Annotated in this window: 11 protein-coding genes, 6 tRNA genes and 3 rRNA genes; 2 read left to right on the top strand and 18 right to left on the bottom strand. The window is 58.0% G+C overall.

The annotated features are described in order from the left end of the window. Window positions 1-19: 19 nt before the first annotated feature. From rpoB to FRZ40_RS12380, 18 genes are all read right to left on the bottom strand, one after another. A complete protein-coding gene (rpoB, locus tag FRZ40_RS12465) occupies window positions 20-4,126 on the bottom strand; it encodes a DNA-directed RNA polymerase subunit beta (RefSeq protein ID WP_028371057.1) in 4,107 nt (1,368 codons plus the stop codon). A gap of 370 nt (window positions 4,127-4,496) precedes the next feature. After that, on the bottom strand, window positions 4,497-4,874 hold the full coding sequence (gene rplL, locus FRZ40_RS12460) for a 50S ribosomal protein L7/L12 (RefSeq protein ID WP_028371056.1): 378 nt from the start codon (window positions 4,872-4,874) through the stop codon (window positions 4,497-4,499). Between the two features lie 75 nt (window positions 4,875-4,949). Next, window positions 4,950-5,447: a 50S ribosomal protein L10 gene (gene rplJ / locus FRZ40_RS12455; RefSeq protein ID WP_028371055.1), complete on the bottom strand. Its 498-nt coding sequence runs from the start codon at window positions 5,445-5,447 to the stop codon at window positions 4,950-4,952. A 303-nt stretch (window positions 5,448-5,750) separates the two neighbouring features. Next, complete coding sequence (rplA, locus tag FRZ40_RS12450) at window positions 5,751-6,449, bottom strand: 50S ribosomal protein L1 (protein ID WP_028371054.1); 699 nt, start codon at window positions 6,447-6,449, stop codon at window positions 5,751-5,753. Next, entirely contained in the window at window positions 6,450-6,881 is a 432-nt protein-coding gene (gene rplK / locus FRZ40_RS12445; protein ID WP_028371053.1) for a 50S ribosomal protein L11, read from the bottom strand. It abuts the gene before it with no gap. A gap of 151 nt (window positions 6,882-7,032) precedes the next feature. Continuing rightward, window positions 7,033-7,590, bottom strand: a complete 558-nt coding sequence (gene nusG, locus FRZ40_RS12440; protein ID WP_007578364.1) for a transcription termination/antitermination protein NusG — start codon at window positions 7,588-7,590, stop codon at window positions 7,033-7,035. Between the two features lies 1 nt (window position 7,591). After that, window positions 7,592-7,972, bottom strand: a complete 381-nt coding sequence (gene secE / locus FRZ40_RS12435) for a preprotein translocase subunit SecE (protein ID WP_028371052.1) — start codon at window positions 7,970-7,972, stop codon at window positions 7,592-7,594. A gap of 34 nt (window positions 7,973-8,006) precedes the next feature. Continuing rightward, window positions 8,007-8,082, bottom strand: a tRNA-Trp gene (locus FRZ40_RS12430). Window positions 8,083-8,152: 70 nt separating this feature from the next. After that, window positions 8,153-9,343, bottom strand: a complete 1,191-nt coding sequence (tuf, locus tag FRZ40_RS12425) for an elongation factor Tu (RefSeq protein ID WP_028371383.1) — start codon at window positions 9,341-9,343, stop codon at window positions 8,153-8,155. A gap of 63 nt (window positions 9,344-9,406) precedes the next feature. Then, window positions 9,407-9,481, bottom strand: a tRNA-Thr gene (locus FRZ40_RS12420). A 20-nt stretch (window positions 9,482-9,501) separates the two neighbouring features. Beyond that, window positions 9,502-9,575 (bottom strand) — tRNA-Gly (locus tag FRZ40_RS12415). A gap of 45 nt (window positions 9,576-9,620) precedes the next feature. Further along, window positions 9,621-9,706 (bottom strand) — tRNA-Tyr (locus tag FRZ40_RS12410). A 142-nt stretch (window positions 9,707-9,848) separates the two neighbouring features. Continuing rightward, window positions 9,849-9,962, bottom strand: a 5S ribosomal RNA gene (gene rrf / locus FRZ40_RS12405). A gap of 197 nt (window positions 9,963-10,159) precedes the next feature. Then, window positions 10,160-13,041, bottom strand: a 23S ribosomal RNA gene (locus FRZ40_RS12400). Window positions 13,042-13,330: 289 nt separating this feature from the next. Further along, window positions 13,331-13,406: transfer RNA gene (locus FRZ40_RS12395), tRNA-Ala, on the bottom strand. Window positions 13,407-13,468: 62 nt separating this feature from the next. Continuing rightward, window positions 13,469-13,545 (bottom strand) — tRNA-Ile (locus FRZ40_RS12390). Between the two features lie 64 nt (window positions 13,546-13,609). Continuing rightward, window positions 13,610-15,139: ribosomal RNA gene (locus FRZ40_RS12385) — 16S ribosomal RNA — on the bottom strand. Together the 16S, 23S and 5S rRNA genes with 5 tRNA genes alongside form the textbook arrangement of a ribosomal RNA operon. Window positions 15,140-15,600: 461 nt before the next feature. After that, window positions 15,601-16,875 (bottom strand): SGNH/GDSL hydrolase family protein, encoded by a 1,275-nt coding sequence (locus FRZ40_RS12380; RefSeq protein ID WP_147234267.1) that lies wholly within the window; start codon window positions 16,873-16,875, stop codon window positions 15,601-15,603. A 170-nt stretch (window positions 16,876-17,045) separates the two neighbouring features. Here FRZ40_RS12380 and paaA point away from each other — a divergent pair, with 170 nt between their 5' ends. Both paaA and paaB read left to right on the top strand, forming a co-directional pair. Beyond that, window positions 17,046-18,044, top strand: a complete 999-nt coding sequence (gene paaA / locus FRZ40_RS12375; protein WP_147234266.1) for a 1,2-phenylacetyl-CoA epoxidase subunit PaaA — start codon at window positions 17,046-17,048, stop codon at window positions 18,042-18,044. A 39-nt stretch (window positions 18,045-18,083) separates the two neighbouring features. After that, complete coding sequence (paaB, locus tag FRZ40_RS12370; RefSeq protein WP_012402209.1) at window positions 18,084-18,368, top strand: 1,2-phenylacetyl-CoA epoxidase subunit PaaB; 285 nt, start codon at window positions 18,084-18,086, stop codon at window positions 18,366-18,368.

The raw sequence follows: 18,368 nt of genomic DNA, 5'->3' as shown, positions 1-18,368 counted from the left end.
CTTTCTCTCCGTAGTCCGATTAGTTGCGGTCGAGGTCGATGTCGATACCGAGCGAGCGGATTTCCTTCACCAGCACGTTGAAGGATTCCGGCATGCCCGCGTCGATGACGTGATCGCCCTTGACCAGGTTTTCATAAACCTTGGTCCGGCCTGTCACGTCGTCCGACTTGACCGTCAACATTTCCTGCAGCACGTACGATGCGCCGTACGCTTCGAGCGCCCACACTTCCATTTCACCGAAACGCTGGCCACCGAACTGCGCCTTACCACCCAGCGGCTGCTGCGTGACGAGCGAGTACGGGCCCGTCGAACGCGCGTGCATCTTGTCGTCGACCAGGTGATGCAGCTTCAGGTAGTGCATGTAGCCGACCGTGACCGTACGCTCGAAGCCTTCACCCGTGCGACCGTCGTACAGACGCACCTGGTTCTTCGACTTCGTCATGCCGAGGTTCTGCGCGATGTCGTCCGGGAAGGCGAGGTCCAGCATGCTGGACATTTCCTCTTCCGTCGCACCGTCGAACACCGGCGTCGCGAACGGCACGCCTTCGCGCAGGTTCTTCGCCAGTTCGAGGATCTCGTCGTCGGAGAAGCTTTCCAGCTCTTCCGCGCGGCCCGACTCGTTGTAGATCTTGGTCAGGAATGCGCGCACTTCTTCGATCTTCGACTGACGCTGCAGCATTTCGCCGATACGCCAGCCCAGCCCCTTCGCGGCCCAGCCGAGATGCACTTCGAGAACCTGACCCACGTTCATCCGCGACGGAACGCCCAGCGGGTTCAGCACGACGTCTGCGGGACGGCCATCGGCCATGTACGGCATGTCTTCGATCGGAACGATCTTCGACACGACACCCTTGTTACCGTGACGGCCTGCCATCTTGTCGCCAGGCTGCAGGCGGCGCTTGACTGCCAGGTACACCTTGACCATCTTCAGCACGCCCGGCGGCAGTTCGTCGCCTTGCGTGAGCTTCTTGCGCTTCTCTTCGAACGCGAGGTCGAACTGGTGGCGCTTCTGTTCGATCGAATCCTTGATCGCTTCGAGCTGCGCCGCTGCCTCTTCGTCCGCGAGGCGGATGTCGAACCAGTGGTAGTGATCCAGATCTTCCAGGTAAGCGCGTTCGATCTTCGTGCCCTTCGCGAGCTTCTTCGGGCCGCCGTTTGCAACCTTGCCTTCGAGCATGCGTGCGAGACGCTGGAACGCGTCGCCTTCCACGATACGCAGCTGGTCGTTCAGGTCGAGGCGATAGCGCTTCAGTTCATCGTCGATGATCTGTTGCGCACGCTTGTCGCGCTGGATGCCCTCACGCGTGAACACCTGCACGTCGATGACCGTGCCGCTCATGCCCGACGGCACGCGCAGCGACGTATCCTTCACGTCCGATGCCTTCTCGCCGAAGATCGCGCGCAGCAGCTTTTCTTCCGGCGTCAGTTGGGTTTCGCCCTTCGGCGTGACCTTGCCGACCAGCACGTCGCCTGCTTCGACTTCCGCGCCGATGTACACGATGCCCGACTCGTCGAGACGGCCAAGCTGCACTTCCGCGAGGTTCGAAATGTCGCGCGTGATTTCTTCCGGTCCGAGCTTCGTATCGCGAGCAACGACGTTCAGTTCTTCGATGTGGATCGACGTGTAACGATCGTCCGCAACGACCTTCTCCGAGATCAGGATCGAGTCTTCGAAGTTGTAACCGTTCCACGGCATGAACGCGACCAGCATGTTCTGGCCGAGAGCCAGTTCGCCGAGGTCCGTCGATGCGCCGTCAGCCAGCACGTCGCCGCGCGCAACCTTGTCGCCGACCTTCGCGATGGGACGCTGGTTGATGTTCGTGTTCTGGTTCGAACGCGTGTACTTGATCAGGTTGTAGATGTCGACACCGACGTCACCCGCAACCGCTTCGTCGTCGTTCACACGAATCACGATACGGCCCGCGTCGACGTAATCGACCACACCGCCACGCAGTGCCTGCACGGTCGTACCCGAGTCGACAGCCACCGTACGCTCGATACCCGTACCGACGACCGGCTTTTCCGGACGCAGACACGGCACAGCCTGACGCTGCATGTTCGAGCCCATCAATGCACGGTTCGCGTCGTCGTGCTCGAGGAACGGAATCAGCGATGCTGCGACCGACACGATCTGCGACGGCGCCACGTCCATGTACTGGATGCGGTCCGGCGTGACCATCAGCGTTTCGCCCGCTTCACGCGACGACACGAGTTCGTCGGTCAGCGAACCATCTTCCGCCACCGCCGCGTTCGCCTGAGCGATCACGTAACGGCCTTCTTCGATTGCCGACAGATAGTCGATCTGGTCCGTGACCTTGCTGTCCACGACCTTGCGATACGGCGTTTCGAGAAAGCCGTATTCGTTCAGGTGCGCGTAGAGAGCCAGCGAGTTGATCAGGCCGATGTTCGGGCCTTCCGGCGTTTCGATCGGGCACACACGGCCATAGTGCGTCGGGTGCACGTCGCGAACTTCAAAGCCAGCGCGTTCACGCGTCAGACCGCCCGGGCCAAGTGCCGACACGCGGCGCTTGTGGGTGATTTCCGACAGCGGATTGGTCTGGTCCATGAACTGCGACAGCTGCGACGAACCGAAGAACTCGCGGATCGCCGACGAAATCGGCTTCGAGTTGATCAGGTCGTGCGGCATCAGGTTTTCGCTTTCGGCCTGGCCGAGGCGTTCCTTCACTGCACGTTCGACACGCACGAGACCCGCGCGGAACTGGTTCTCCGCCAGTTCGCCGACGCAACGCACACGACGGTTGCCGAGGTGGTCGATGTCGTCCACTTCGCCCTTGCCGTTACGCAGTTCGACGAGGATCTTGATCGTTGCGAGGATGTCGTCGTCCTGCAGCGTCATCGGGCCGACGATTTCGTCACGACCCACGCGGCGATTGAACTTCATACGACCCACCTTCGACAGGTCGTACGCTTCTTCGCTATAGAACAGACGGTTGAACAGCGCCTCGACGGCTTCTTCCGTCGGCGGTTCGCCCGGACGCATCATGCGGTAGATCGCGATGCGCGCGGCCATCTTGTCAGCCGTTTCATCGATACGCAGGGTCGACGAGATGTACGGACCTTGATCCAGATCGTTCGTGTAGAGCGTCTGGATGTCCTTGATCTTCGCTTCGCGCAGCTTGTCGAGCACGCTTTCCGTGACTTCGTCGTTCGCGTTCGCGATCACTTCGCCCGTGTCGCCGTCGACCACGTTCTTCGCGAGCACGCGGCCAAGCAGATAGTCTTCGGGAACCGAAATGAATTTCGTCTTCGCGTTTTCGAGGTCGCGAATGTGCTTCGCGTTGATACGCTTGTCCTTCTGGACGATGACCTTGCCGTCGCGATCCGTGATATCGAAGCGCGCGACTTCACCGCGCAGACGCTCGGGCACGAACTCCATCTGCGCGCCTTCGGGCATCAGCGTGAAGTTGTCGAACACGAAGAAGTTCGCGAGGATCTGTTCCGGCGTCAGACCGATTGCCTTCAGCAGGATCGTGACGGGCATCTTGCGGCGACGGTCGACGCGGAAGTACAGCACGTCCTTCGGGTCGAATTCGAAGTCGAGCCACGAGCCACGGTAGGGAATGATACGTGCCGAGAACAGCAGCTTGCCGGAGCTGTGCGTCTTGCCCTTGTCGTGTTCGAAGAACACGCCAGGCGAACGGTGCAGCTGTGACACGATCACACGTTCCGTGCCGTTGATGACGAATGAGCCGGTCGGCGTCATGAGCGGAATTTCGCCCATGTACACTTCCTGCTCCTTCACTTCCTTGACGACGGGCTTGCTCGGCGATTCCTTGTCGAGCAGAACCAGGCGCACCTTGGCGCGCAGCGCCGAGCAGTAAGTCAGACCGCGCTGCTGGCATTCCTTGATGTTGAATGCCGGCGGCGACAGCATGTAGCTGACGAACTCTAGACGAGCGAAGCCGTTGTGCGAAACAATGGGAAAAACCGAGGTGAACGCAGCCTGCAGACCTTCCGGTTTGCGCTGCGCAGTGGCCGTATCTGCTTGCAGAAACGTGCTGAATGATTCAAGCTGGGTAGCCAGCAGAAAAGGTACTTGGTGAACGATGGGGCGCTTCGCGAAACTCTTGCGAATACGCTTCTTCTCGGTGAAGGAATATTGCATACGATCTCCGAATCACGGCGGGCATTGTTGTCGAGGCGGGATACCTTGATGTGACAACCCGAGTGTTCACCGACTGAGACCCGTTGGCCGTCCGATGGCTTGAACGAGCCTTGAAGCTTGGTGGTTGGCCGCTACCAACCGCTGGCTGACGGCAGCGGATGCCTGTGTTGCCCGCTACCCGACCAAACTTGCCTTCTGCAGTCGCTTCAGAAGACAAAGAGAAGCACCAGTCGAACTTGCCGAACGGCGATTTTCTTTGGCTTCTAGGCCGACGTTTTTACCGACACAAGCAGGCGAAAACGTCGTCTCCACAAAGCACAAAAAGGCCGGCGGTGTGAAAACCGCCAGCCTTCGCACAGCGCGCTGAAAATTACTTGATTTCAGCCTTCGCGCCAGCGTCTTCCAGCTTCTTCTTGGCTTCGTCAGCAGCAGCCTTGGGCACCGCTTCCTTGACGGGCTTCGGTGCGCCATCGACCAGGTCCTTCGCTTCCTTCAGGCCGAGACCCGTCAGTTCGCGAACAGCCTTAATCACTGCAACCTTGTTGCCACCGGTTTCCGTCAGGATGACCGTGAACTCGGTTTGCTCTTCAGCTGCAGCAGCGCCGCCGCCTGCACCTGCGGGGCCAGCAACTGCAACAGCAGCAGCCGACACGCCAAACTTTTCTTCGAACGCCTTAACCAGCTCGTTCAGTTCCAGAACCGACATCGCGCCTACGGCTTCGAGGATGTCTTCTTTTGCGATTGCCATTTGAAATACTCCTAAATTGAATTCGGATACAGCCAGCGATCAATTACGCCCGACTGAAGTACGTCGATGCACTGCTTACGCAGCTTCGCCTTGCTTCTTTTCTGCCAGCGCGGCCATAGCGCGCGCAAAGCCAGAAACAGGCGCTTGCATAACGAACAACAGCTTGGAGAGCAGCTCTTCGCGGCTCGGGATGTTGGCCAGCGCTTGCACGCCTGCCTTGTCCATCACCTTGCCTTCGTAGGAACCGGCCTTGATGATCAACTTGTCATTGCCCTTGCTGAAGTCGTTGACGACCTTAGCAGCAGCAATTGCATCTTCCGAGATGCCGTAGATCAGAGGACCAGTCATCTGCTCAGCCAGCGGAGCAAACGGGGTACCTTCGACAGCGCGACGCGCCAGCGTGTTCTTCAACACGCGCAGATACACCTGTTGCTCGCGCGCTTTCGCGCGCAGCTTGGTCAGATCGCCAACCGCGATTCCACGATACTCGGCCAGAACCATGGTCTGGGCTTTCGCGACTTGCGCGGAAACCTCAGCCACTACGGCCTGCTTACCTTCTTTGTTCAGTGGCACGGTTAACCTCCAGATTCGACGCACTGGGCATGTGCTTGATGCGTCGCGTTCAACAACGGCGTCCGACCAGTCAGGAGTATTTCAACCATCCGAGATCCGCATGGCTGCGGGAATCAAACGGCTTCATCACTTCAAAACCTTTTCGGGTTCGCCATCTGCGTTGGCTTGAATTAAGGGCACACCTGACTGCTGCGTTCCCACCAACGGTCTTTGACAACCGGCCGCTCGATCCAGACTGCAATCTTGCGACCGCCCAAAGCCCTTAAATCTGCCTCGGCCTTTCAACCAAGGCAGTTAAAACTTTTACTGTGCTGCGAGCGTTGCCTGATCAACGCGCACGCCGACACCCATGGTGCTCGACAGCGCGATCTTACGCAGGTACACACCCTTGCTCGTTGCCGGCTTCGCCTTTTGCAGCGCTTCGACCAGAGCATTCAGGTTCGAACGCAGTGCCGTCGGCTCGAATGAAGCGCGACCGATCGTTGCGTGGATGATACCGGCCTTGTCGACACGGAACTGAACCTGACCAGCCTTCGCGTTCTTGACTGCCGTCGCGACGTCGGGCGTAACCGTACCGACCTTCGGGTTCGGCATCAGGCCGCGCGGGCCGAGGATCTGACCGAGCGTACCGACGACGCGCATCGTGTCCGGCGAAGCGATCACGACGTCGAAGTTCAGGTTGCCGGCCTTGACTTGCTCAGCCAGGTCTTCCATACCGACGATTTCTGCACCGGCTGCGCGAGCTTGCTCAGCCTTTTCGCCTTGCGCAAACACAGCAACGCGAACCGACTTACCCGTACCAGCCGGCAACACGACGGAACCACGGACCACTTGGTCCGACTTCTTTGCGTCAATGCCGAGCTGCACTGCAACGTCGATCGATTCATCGAATTTCGCGCTTGCGCATTCCTTCACGAGCGACAGGGCTTCTTCGATCGCATACAGCTTTTGGCGATCAACCTTGTTTGCAAATGCTTGCAGACGCTTCGAAAGCTTGGCCATTTACACGCCCTCCACGGTGATGCCCATCGAGCGGGCGCTACCAGCGATCGTACGGACCGCTGCGTCCAGATCAGCTGCCGTGAGGTCAGGCATCTTGGTCTTGGCGATTTCTTCGGCTTGAGCACGCGTAATCTTGCCGACCTTGTCGGTATGCGGCTTGCTCGAACCCTTGTCGATCTTCGCTGCCTTCTTGATCAGCACGGTTGCCGGCGGCGTCTTCAGAACGAACGTGAAGCTCTTGTCGGCGAAAGCCGTGATAACGACCGGGATCGGCAGACCCGGTTCCATCGCTTGAGTCTGCGCGTTGAACGCCTTGCAGAACTCCATGATGTTCAGGCCGCGTTGGCCCAGCGCCGGACCAACCGGCGGCGACGGATTGGCTTTACCTGCAGGAATCTGCAGCTTGATAAAGCCGATGATTTTCTTTGCCATGTTGAAAACCTCTTTAGAACGCAGTTGCGTTCGGTGAGTAGTAGCGCGCCTTCATCAACCTTCGACTACTGACGCTCCTCAACGGCCATTACGCGGACCGTAAGCGCGAAAGACGAATCGCGCCGACTGGCGCGATCCGCAAAATCCTGATTTACAGCTTCTCAACCTGGCCGAATTCCAGCTCGACCGGGGTCGCGCGACCGAAAATCGTGACAGAGACTCGAACCCGCGACTTCTCGTAGTTCACTTCTTCGACGCTGCCGTTGAAATCCGTGAACGGACCATCCTTTACACGCACCATCTCGCCGACTTCGAACAGGGTCTTCGGTCGCGGCTTCTCCACGCCTTCCTGCATCTGCGACATGATCTTTTCGACTTCCCTCGGGGAAATCGGACTCGGACGATTGCGCGCACCACCCACGAAACCTGTCACCTTGGCAGTATTCTTGACGAGGTGCCATGTTTCGTCTGTCATTTCCATTTCGACGAGCACGTAGCCCGGGAAGAAACGACGCTCGGTCACCGACTTGTGACCGCCTTTCACTTCAACGACTTCTTCAGTCGGAACGAGAATCTGACCAAATTTGTCTTGCATGCCAGCACGTTCGATACGCTCCTGAAGCGCACGTTGCACGCTCTTCTCCATACCGGAGTAGGCGTGCACCACGTACCAACGTTTTCCGCTCGGGGATGCCGGAATATCACTCATATCATTTCCAACCCAGAATCGCCGAGAAAATCGCCCACTCGATGGATTTGTCGCAAATCCAGAGGATCACCGCCATGATCAGCACAAAGCCGAAAACCACGAGAGTCGTCTGACTAGCCTCTTTGCGAGTCGGCCAGACAACCTTTCGGACTTCCTTGTATGAATCTTTGGCGAATGCGATAAAGCCTTTGCCGGGCGCTGAGAGAAGACCGACTGCGACGCCCGCGATCAGCCCGACAGCGAGAGCTGCTCCGCGGACGTACCATTCTTGGCCATTCAGCCAGAAGAACCCCACGAACCCAGCCAAGACCAACAATACACCTGCAACGAGCATTAACTTGTCGCTGGATGTATTAACAGTTTCGACGGAAGGATTCGCCATAACACCTTAATGAGCGCCACATGCGGCGCGAGAGTGGCAGGGGCAGAGGGAATCGAACCCCCAACCTTCGGTTTTGGAGACCGACGCTCTGCCAGTTGAGCTATACCCCTAAACCATTTTAGGGTTGGCGGCATCGCCAACCCCGAAACCACTTAGTCGATCAACGAGACTGGCAAAAACTTACTCGATGATCTTGGCAACAACACCGGCGCCGACGGTACGGCCACCTTCGCGGATAGCGAAGCGCAGACCTTCTTCCATGGCGATCGGAGCGATCAGCTTCACCGTGATCGACACGTTGTCGCCCGGCATCACCATTTCCTTGTCCTTCGGCAGCTCGATCGAGCCCGTCACGTCCGTCGTACGGAAGTAGAACTGCGGACGGTAGTTGTTGAAGAACGGCGTGTGGCGGCCGCCTTCGTCCTTGCTCAGCACGTACACTTCAGCCGTGAAGTGCGTGTGCGGCGTGATCGAACCCGGCTTCGCCAGCACCTGACCACGCTCCACGTCTTCACGCTTCGTGCCGCGCAGCAGGATACCGACGTTGTCGCCTGCCTGACCCTGGTCGAGCAGCTTGCGGAACATTTCCACGCCCGTGCACGTCGTCTTCACCGTCGGCTTGATACCGACGATTTCGATTTCTTCGCCGACCTTGACGATGCCGCGCTCGACGCGACCCGTCACCACCGTGCCACGACCCGAGATCGAGAACACGTCTTCCACCGGCATCAGGAACGCACCGTCAACTGCGCGCTCCGGCGTCGGGATGTACGTGTCCAGCGCGTCGGCCAGGTTCATGATCGCCACTTCGCCCAGCTCGCCCTTGTCGCCTTCGAGTGCCAGCTTCGCCGAACCCTTGATGATCGGCGTGTCGTCGCCCGGGAAGTCGTACTTCGACAGCAGTTCGCGCACTTCCATTTCGACCAGCTCGAGCAGCTCAGCGTCGTCGACCATGTCGCACTTGTTCAGGAACACGATGATGTACGGAACGCCAACCTGACGCGCCAGCAGGATGTGCTCACGCGTTTGCGGCATCGGGCCGTCTGCGGCCGAGCACACCAGGATTGCGCCGTCCATCTGCGCCGCGCCCGTGATCATGTTCTTCACATAGTCAGCGTGGCCCGGGCAGTCGACGTGTGCGTAGTGGCGGTTGGCCGTTTCGTACTCGACGTGTGCCGTGTTGATCGTGATGCCACGTGCCTTTTCTTCCGGCGCCGCGTCGATCTGGTCGTAGGCCTTTGCCTCGCCGCCGAACTTCGCGGTCAGCACCGTCGTGATCGCTGCCGTCAGCGTGGTCTTGCCGTGGTCAACGTGACCGATCGTGCCGACGTTCACGTGCGGCTTGGTCCGCTCAAACTTACCTTTGGCCATTTTCGACTCCTAAGAGGATTTTCCGTACGTTGCGCCGGGCGCAAACAATCACTTGGTACTAGCTGGTGCCCATGGGCAGGATCGAACTGCCGACCTCTCCCTTACCAAGGGAGTGCTCTACCACTGAGCCACATGGGCGCTACGTCTACTTTGCATGCTGGAGCGGGTGAAGGGAATCGAACCCTCGTCGTAAGCTTGGAAGGCTTCTGCTCTACCATTGAGCTACACCCGCAAGGATCTATCGATTCCCGACAACTGCTTTACAGCTTTTGAAATCTGGTGGAGGAGGTTGGATTCGAACCAACGTAGGCGTAAGCCAACAGATTTACAGTCTGCCCCCTTTAGCCACTCGGGCACCCCTCCGCAGAGAACTGATGATTATGGGGGAGCGATTATGTCTTGTCAAGAATTTCTTGACCGCTCGGAACCCATAGGCTCTCACTTATAGTGAAGCAAAAACGCCAAGACCCCGCTTTTGAGGGCGGGGTCTTGGACTGGGTAAGGAGCCTGACGATTACCTACTTTCACACGGGCAATCCGCACTATCATCGGCGTGGAGTCGTTTCACGGTCCTGTTCGGGATGGGAAGGGGTGGTACCGACTCGCTATGGTCATCAGGCATGACGGGTTGCTGCGTCGCGGCGGGTTCGGGTGAACCTGGCGCCACAGCCAATCTGGAAGAAGTGTAAAGCGGGGTGTGTTGTTTGTGGCACAACATCGATCACTCAAACATCCTGCATTCCGTGCCCCCTTCGGGGTGGGATGCCCGTCAGTGCTGAAGCACTAACGATCATCGACACGAAACACACCTGTTATAGGATCAAGCCTTACGGGCAATTAGTATCAGTTAGCTTAACGCATTACTGCGCTTCCACACCTGACCTATCAACGTCCTGGTCTTGAACGACCCTTCAAGGGGCTCGAAGCCCCGGGGATATCTCATCTTAAGGCGAGTTTCCCGCTTAGATGCTTTCAGCGGTTATCTCTTCCGAACATAGCTACCCGGCGATGCCACTGGCGTGACAACCGGTACACCAGAGGTTCGTCCACTCCGGTCCTCTCGTACTAGGAGCAGCCCCCTTCAAATATCCAGCGCCCACGGCAGATAGGGACCAAACTGTCTCACGACGTTTTAAACCCAGCTCACGTACCTCTTTAAATGGCGAACAGCCATACCCTTGGGACCGGCTACAGCCCCAGGATGAGATGAGCCGACATCGAGGTGCCAAACACCGCCGTCGATATGAACTCTTGGGCGGTATCAGCCTGTTATCCCCAGAGTACCTTTTATCCGTTGAGCGATGGCCCTTCCATACAGAACCACCGGATCACTATGACCTGCTTTCGCACCTGCTCGACTTGTCGGTCTCGCAGTTAAGCACGCTTATGCCATTGCACTATCAGCACGATTTCCGACCGTACCTAGCGTACCTTCGTACTCCTCCGTTACACTTTGGGAGGAGACCGCCCCAGTCAAACTGCCCACCATGCACTGTCCCCGACCCGGATCACGGGCCAAGGTTAGAACCTCAAACAAACCAGGGTGGTATTTCAAGGACGGCTCCACGCAAACTGGCGTTCACGCTTCATAGCCTCCCACCTATCCTACACAGATCGGTTCAAAGTCCAATGCAAAGCTACAGTAAAGGTTCATGGGGTCTTTCCGTCTAGCCGCGGGGAGATTGCATCATCACAAACACTTCAACTTCGCTGAGTCTCGGGAGGAGACAGTGTGGCCATCGTTACGCCATTCGTGCAGGTCGGAACTTACCCGACAAGGAATTTCGCTACCTTAGGACCGTTATAGTTACGGCCGCCGTTTACCGGGACTTCAATCAAGAGCTTGCACCCCATCATTTAATCTTCCGGCACCGGGCAGGCGTCACACCCTATACGTCCACTTTCGTGTTTGCAGAGTGCTGTGTTTTTATTAAACAGTCGCAGCCACCAGTTTATTGCAACCCCTTCACCCTTCGCCCGCAGGGGCGTCAAGCTACAGGGGCGTACCTTATCCCGAAGTTACGGTACCAATTTGCCGAGTTCCTTCTCCCGAGTTCTCTCAAGCGCCTTAGAATACTCATCTCGCCCACCTGTGTCGGTTTGCGGTACGGTCAATGTGAAACTGAAGCTTAGAGGCTTTTCCTGGAACCCCTTCCGATTGCTTCGCTCCCGAAGGAGCTCGCGCCACGCCCTTGAATCCCGTGCCCGGATTTGCCAGAGCACCTTCTCCAACGCAGCGACCGGGACTTCCAACACCCGGACAACCTTCCGCGATCCGTCCCCCCATCGCATTTCACACTGGTGCAGGAATATTGACCTGCTTCCCATCAGCTACGCATTTCTGCCTCGCCTTAGGGGCCGACTCACCCTACGCCGATGAACGTTGCGTAGGAAACCTTGGGCTTACGGCGAGGGGGCCTTTCACCCCCTTTATCGCTACTCATGTCAGCATTCGCACTTCCGATACCTCCAGCACGCTTTTCAACGCACCTTCGCAGGCTTACGGAACGCTCTCCTACCATGCGTGCAAAGCACGCATCCGCAGCTTCGGTATATGGCTTAGCCCCGTTACATCTTCCGCGCAGGACGACTCGATCAGTGAGCTATTACGCTTTCTTTAAAGGGTGGCTGCTTCTAAGCCAACCTCCTGACTGTTTTAGCCTTCCCACTTCGTTTCCCACTTAGCCATATTTGGGGACCTTAGCTGGCGGTCTGGGTTGTTTCCCTCTTGACACCGGACGTTAGCACCCGATGTCTGTCTCCCGTGATTGCACTCTTCGGTATTCGGAGTTTGCTATGGCGAGGTAATCCGCAATGGACCCCTCAACCATGACAGTGCTCTACCCCCGAAGGTGATACACGAGGCACTACCTAAATAGTTTTCGGAGAGAACCAGCTATTTCCAGGTTTGTTTAGCCTTTCACCCCTATCCACAGCTCATCCCCTAACTTTTCAACGTTAGTGGGTTCGGACCTCCAGTACGTGTTACCGCACCTTCATCCTGGCCATGGATAGATCACCTGGTTTCGGGTCTACACCCAGCGACTGAATCGCCCTGTTCGGACTCGCTTTCGCTACGCCTGCCCTAATCGGTTAAGCTCGCCACTGAATGTAAGTCGCTGACCCATTATACAAAAGGTACGCCGTCACCCCTTGCGAGGCTCCGACTGTTTGTATGCATGCGGTTTCAGGATCTGTTTCACTCCCCTCCCGGGGTTCTTTTCGCCTTTCCCTCACGGTACTGGTTCACTATCGGTCGATCACGAGTATTTAGCCTTGGAGGATGGTCCCCCCATCTTCAGACAGGATTTCACGTGTCCCGCCCTACTTGTCGTACACCTAGTTCTTTCATGATGTTTTCGCCTACGGGGCTATCACCCACTATGGCCGCACTTTCCAGAGCGTTTGGCTAACACCACAAATAAAGAGTACAGGCTGGTCCCATTTCGCTCGCCACTACTTTGGGAATCTCGGTTGATTTCTTTTCCTGCGGTTACTTAGATGTTTCAGTTCACCGCGTTCGCTCCACGCAGCCTATGTATTCAGCTGCGGGTGACCCATACGGGCCGGGTTTCCCCATTCGGATATCGGTGGATCAAAGCTCGTTTGCCAGCTCCCCACCGCTTTTCGCAGGCTACCGCGTCCTTCATCGCCTGTGATCGCCAAGGCATCCACCACATGCACTTGTTCGCTTGACCCTATAACGGGTGTGTCTCTTGCAAGAACCACTCGCTACAGGCTGAGTATTCGCGTTGTGCCGTATTCCAAGGCTGTCTTTCGACAACCCTTAAAATACATCGATACAATCACAACCCTGATTCACCTACTCATGTACCCATCTCTAAGTACACTTTCGTGAATCTCTTTACTACTTCTTCCTGATTGTTAAAGAACGACAGCCGATATCTAACTGCAATACCGCATCTGACTGGCTCAATTGCCAATGCGAAGTCTTCTGCTTCATGCAGACCACTGTGCATTGGGAATTGGTGGAGGATGACGGGATCGAACCGACGACCCCCTGCTTGCAAAGCAGGTGCTCTCCCAGCTGAGCTAATCCCCCAGTCATACAGCGCACAGAGGACGTCCAGCCAGTGATCGAGCCAACCACACCAGACAAGGCAATGGTGGGTCTGGATGGATTCGAACCATCGACCCCCGCCTTATCAAGACGGTGCTCTAACCGACTGAGCTACAGACCCCTGAGCCTGTCTTCAAACAACAGCCGACAAGTGTGAGCACTCAACTTTGAAACGCTAGCTCTGGAAAGGAGGTGATCCAGCCGCACCTTCCGATACGGCTACCTTGTTACGACTTCACCCCAGTCATGAATCCTACCGTGGTGACCGTCCTCCTTGCGGTTAGACTAGCCACTTCTGGTAAAACCCACTCCCATGGTGTGACGGGCGGTGTGTACAAGACCCGGGAACGTATTCACCGCGGCATGCTGATCCGCGATTACTAGCGATTCCAGCTTCACGCAGTCGAGTTGCAGACTGCGATCCGGACTACGATCGGTTTTCTGGGATTGGCTCCACCTCGCGGCTTGGCAACCCTCTGTTCCGACCATTGTATGACGTGTGAAGCCCTACCCATAAGGGCCATGAGGACTTGACGTCATCCCCACCTTCCTCCGGTTTGTCACCGGCAGTCTCCCTAGAGTGCTCTTGCGTAGCAACTAGGGACAAGGGTTGCGCTCGTTGCGGGACTTAACCCAACATCTCACGACACGAGCTGACGACAGCCATGCAGCACCTGTGTTACGGCTCCCTTTCGGGCACTCCCACCTCTCAGCAGGATTCCGTACATGTCAAGGGTAGGTAAGGTTTTTCGCGTTGCATCGAATTAATCCACATCATCCACCGCTTGTGCGGGTCCCCGTCAATTCCTTTGAGTTTTAATCTTGCGACCGTACTCCCCAGGCGGTCAACTTCACGCGTTAGCTACGTTACCAAGTCAATGAAGACCCGACAACTAGTTGACATCGTTTAGGGCGTGGACTACCAGGGTATCTAATCCTGTTTGCTCCCCACGCTTTCGTGCATGAGCGTCAGTATTGGCCCAGGGGCTGCCTTCGCCATCGGTATTCCTCCACATCTCTACGCATTTCACTGCTACACGTGGAATTCTACCCCCCTCTGCCATACTCTAGCCCGCCAGTCACCAATGCAGTTCCCAGGTTAAGCCCGGGGATTTCACATCGGTCTTAGCGAACCGCCTGCGCACGCTTTACGCCCAGTAATTCCGATTAACGCTCGCACCCTACGTATTACCGCGGCTGCTGGCACGTAGTTAGCCGGTGCTTATTCTTCCGGTACCGTCATCCCACCACCATATTAGGGCGATGGTTTTCTTTCCGGACAAAAGTGCTTTACAACCCGAAGGCCTTCTTCACACACGCGGCATTGCTGGATCAGGGTTGCCCCCATTGTCCAAAATTCCCCACTGCTGCCTCCCGTAGGAGTCTGGGCCGTGTCTCAGTCCCAGTGTGGCTGGTCGTCCTCTCAGACCAGCTACAGATCGTCGCCTTGGTAGGCCTTTACCCCACCAACTAGCTAATCTGCCATCGGCCGCCCCTTGAGCGCGAGGTCCGAAGATCCCCCGCTTTCCTCCATAGAGCGTATGCGGTATTAATCCGGCTTTCGCCGGGCTATCCCCCACTCCAGGACACGTTCCGATGTATTACTCACCCGTTCGCCACTCGCCACCAGGGTTGCCCCCGTGCTGCCGTCCGACTTGCATGTGTAAGGCATGCCGCCAGCGTTCAATCTGAGCCAGGATCAAACTCTTCAGTTCAAACCTGTTACTGTTGTTCGGGCTCTTTCGAACCCGGTCGCTCACTCAAAATCACTGACAGATGATTCGATCGGGCCTCGCGGCTCCATCAAACCTTCCTCAATTTCTTTCTGTGTGAGACTCGATTACTTTCGCTATCTCGGCAATCCGAAGATCGCCGCGCGCCGCCATCGAGCACCCACACTTATCGGCTGTTAGTTTTTAAAGAACATTCGCAGGAAGCGCCTTGCTTTCACCGCGTTGCTGCATCAGCAGCAGAGAAACGAGATTATGAAGAACCTTTTTCGTTTCGTCAACCGGTTTTTTAGCATCGCCTGAAAAAACCCGCTGACTCCACTCCCGCGCCGTTTCTGCCGCGGCCCCGCTCCGTCGCACACCACACCGTGCTCCCGAACGAGGACGCGAATCTTAGGCCATCCCGAGCCTCATGACAAGAGTGTGACGCAGGTTTTTTTCGGGGGTCACTTTTTGCCCACACTCATGACCGCTTGCAGCGGAATCGCATCCGCCATCGCAGCGTATCCGGCGTCGCTCGGATGAATCTGATCGCCGCTGTCGAAGTTGCGTCGCAGGCGGGTCGGCTCGACGGGATCGCGCAACGCAGCGTCAAAGTCGACGACCCCATCGAACGCATGGCCCGTCCGGATCCATTGATTGACCTCCGCGCGAATCGCCTCGCGCTGCGGCGGAAGCGCCGCCGGCGTCAGCGTGGCGCCGAAAATCCGCATTCCTCGCGCATGCGCGGCCACGATCACACGTTTGTATCCAGCAATCAGACCATCCGCGGTCACCAGCGTGTGAGGGGAATCGCAATCCAGGCCGCCGTGCGGCGGCATCGCGGCGAAGTTGATGTCGTTGATCCCGATCAGCAGGATCACCGTCTTCACGCCGGGCTGCGCCAGCACGTCGCGCCCAAAGCGCGTCGCGAGCGCATCTCCATAACAGGGCGAATCACTCAGCAGCCGGTTCCCGCTGATCCCCAGATTCACGACTGCCGCCGACCTGTCTCCACTCTGCGCCAACCGGCCTGCCAGCGCGTCCGGCCACCGTCGATTCTGATTCAGGCTCGAGCGCATGCCGTCGGTAATCGAATCGCCGATCGCCGCGATCGTCGCAGACGACGGCGCCTCGACCTGCAGCCCCGTCACCCAGACGAATTGCGTGAACCTCTGGCGGTAAGCATCGCCGGACGCGTCCCCTGTGTGATTGCCGGGTGTCGACACATAGTTCACCTGACTCGATACGCGATGCCACGCGGCCATCTTCTGCTCACGCCCCATATAACTGCTGATGGCGTACGGGGCGCCAGCCGAAATGCCGGTGTGCACGGGATCGCTGTCGATCTCCCCGCCCGGCGGAACGCTGAAGGCTGCCTTCCCGCCGAAGGTCACCGGCACCGCAGTTCCGCCCTGAACGGCCGCGCCGGCCCCGGCGCCAGAACGCGCAATCCGCAGATCTTCGATCACGAGCGGCGCCCTCCCGTACGCATTACTTATATGGATGCGCGCCACGTTGCCCGACAACGTCGGATACACGATCTGCCGCACCGTGCGTCCCGCGACATCGGGCGCGCGATACAGCGGCGGCGGATTGGATACTTGCGGAATCGGCTGAAGCGCCGTCGCCCATGCGGTCACCCACGGGGACTGCGCATCCGCAGCGAAAACGGGGGCGGAAACCAGCAGCGCGGAGGACAGAACCACGCCGCACACGACGGCCAAAGAACGAGTGGACATTGCGACTGATCGGTGAAAAGAGATGAAAGAAACAAACCGGGACCAAGCCGCTCATTGTGCACGATTGCATAGTGCAAACCCCTACCAATCCATCTCGAAAAATTTATTAACCGACCGGACGGTTGGTTTATACTGCCGAACACACACCACTCATGACGAGAGCGTTCGACATGTACACGCAATCCCTCGACATCCCCGGCAACGTCGCCCCGCTCGACGCGGCCGCCGGCTCGGCCGAGCAGGCCCGCTTCGATGAAGTGATGGCCGCCGACGGCAAAATCGAGCCGCAAGACTGGATGCCCGACGCGTACCGCAAGACGCTGGTTCGCCAGATTTCGCAGCACGCGCACTCGGAGATCGTCGGCATGCTGCCGGAAGGCAACTGGATCACGCGCGCGCCGAGCCTGAAGCGCAAGGCGATTCTGCTGGCGAAGGTGCAGGACGAAGGCGGCCATGGCCTCTATCTGTATAGCGCGGCCGAAACGCTCGGTGTCTCGCGCGACCAGATGATCGACGCGCTGCATTCCGGCAAGGCGAAGTACTCGAGCATCTTCAATTACCCGACGCCGACCTGGGCGGACGTCGGCGTGATCGGCTGGCTGGTCGATGGCGCGGCCATCATGAACCAGATTCCGCTGTGCCGCTGCACGTACGGCCCGTACGCACGGGCGATGATCCGCATCTGCAAGGAAGAGTCGTTCCATCAGCGTCAGGGCTTCGACGCACTGCTCGCGATGATGAAAGGCACAGACGCGCAGCGCGAACTCGTGCAGCAGGCGGTGAACCGCTGGTGGTATCCCGTGCTGATGATGTTCGGCCCGAGCGACAAGGACTCCGTCCACAGCAACCAGTCGGCGAAGTGGGGCATCAAGCGCATCACCAACGACGATCTGCGTCAGAAATTCGTCGACGCCACCGTCAAGCAGGCGAAGGTGCTGGGCGTCACGCTACCCGATGCGAACCTGAAGTGGAACGAAGCTCGCGGCCACTATGACTACAGCGACCTCGACTGGGACGAATTCTGGCGCGTCGTCAACGGCGACGGCCCATGCAACAAGGAGCGCCTCGCGACGCGCGTGAAGGCGCACAACGACGGCGCCTGGGTTCGCGAAGCCGCCCTCGCCCATGCCGAAAAACAGCGCCAGCGCGCGCAGCAACACGCCGCCTGATTGGCGCCCCGAATCGAGAAGAACTGGAAGGAGATTGCAATGAACAAGGAATGGCCGATCTGGGAAGTCTTCGTGCGCAGCAAGCAGGGACTCGATCACAAGCATTGCGGCAGCCTGCACGCTGCCGACGCGTCGATGGCGCTGCGCATGGCGCGCGACGTCTACACCCGCCGCCAGGAAGGCGTGAGCATCTGGGTAGTGCCGTCGTCGGCGATCACGGCGTCAGCGCCCGACGAGAAAGCCGAACTGTTCGAACCGGCTGGCGACAAGATCTACCGCCATCCGACGTTCTATCAGCTGCCCGACGAAGTCAACCACATGTAA

The sequence above is a fragment of the Paraburkholderia azotifigens genome (assembly GCF_007995085.1).
GTDB classification, from domain to species: domain Bacteria; phylum Pseudomonadota; class Gammaproteobacteria; order Burkholderiales; family Burkholderiaceae; genus Paraburkholderia; species Paraburkholderia azotifigens.
This window is presented reverse-complemented; position numbering and strand designations above follow the sequence as displayed.

Bases quoted from the DNA above. Each gene is read 5' to 3' on its own strand.
- paaB (WP_012402209.1), top strand. From the start codon at position 18,084: ATGAACAAGGAATGGCCGATCTGGGAAGTCTTCGTGCGCAGCAAGCAG.
- rplA (WP_028371054.1), bottom strand. From the start codon at position 6,449: ATGGCCAAGCTTTCGAAGCGTCTGCAAGCATTTGCAAACAAGGTTGAT.
- nusG (WP_007578364.1), bottom strand. From the start codon at position 7,590: ATGAGTGATATTCCGGCATCCCCGAGCGGAAAACGTTGGTACGTGGTG.
- paaA (WP_147234266.1), top strand. From the start codon at position 17,046: ATGTACACGCAATCCCTCGACATCCCCGGCAACGTCGCCCCGCTCGAC.
- rplK (WP_028371053.1), bottom strand. From the start codon at position 6,881: ATGGCAAAGAAAATCATCGGCTTTATCAAGCTGCAGATTCCTGCAGGT.
- rplL (WP_028371056.1), bottom strand. From the start codon at position 4,874: ATGGCAATCGCAAAAGAAGACATCCTCGAAGCCGTAGGCGCGATGTCG.
- FRZ40_RS12380 (WP_147234267.1), bottom strand. From the start codon at position 16,875: ATGTCCACTCGTTCTTTGGCCGTCGTGTGCGGCGTGGTTCTGTCCTCC.
- secE (WP_028371052.1), bottom strand. From the start codon at position 7,972: ATGGCGAATCCTTCCGTCGAAACTGTTAATACATCCAGCGACAAGTTA.
- rpoB (WP_028371057.1), bottom strand. From the start codon at position 4,126: ATGCAATATTCCTTCACCGAGAAGAAGCGTATTCGCAAGAGTTTCGCG.
- tuf (WP_028371383.1), bottom strand. From the start codon at position 9,343: ATGGCCAAAGGTAAGTTTGAGCGGACCAAGCCGCACGTGAACGTCGGC.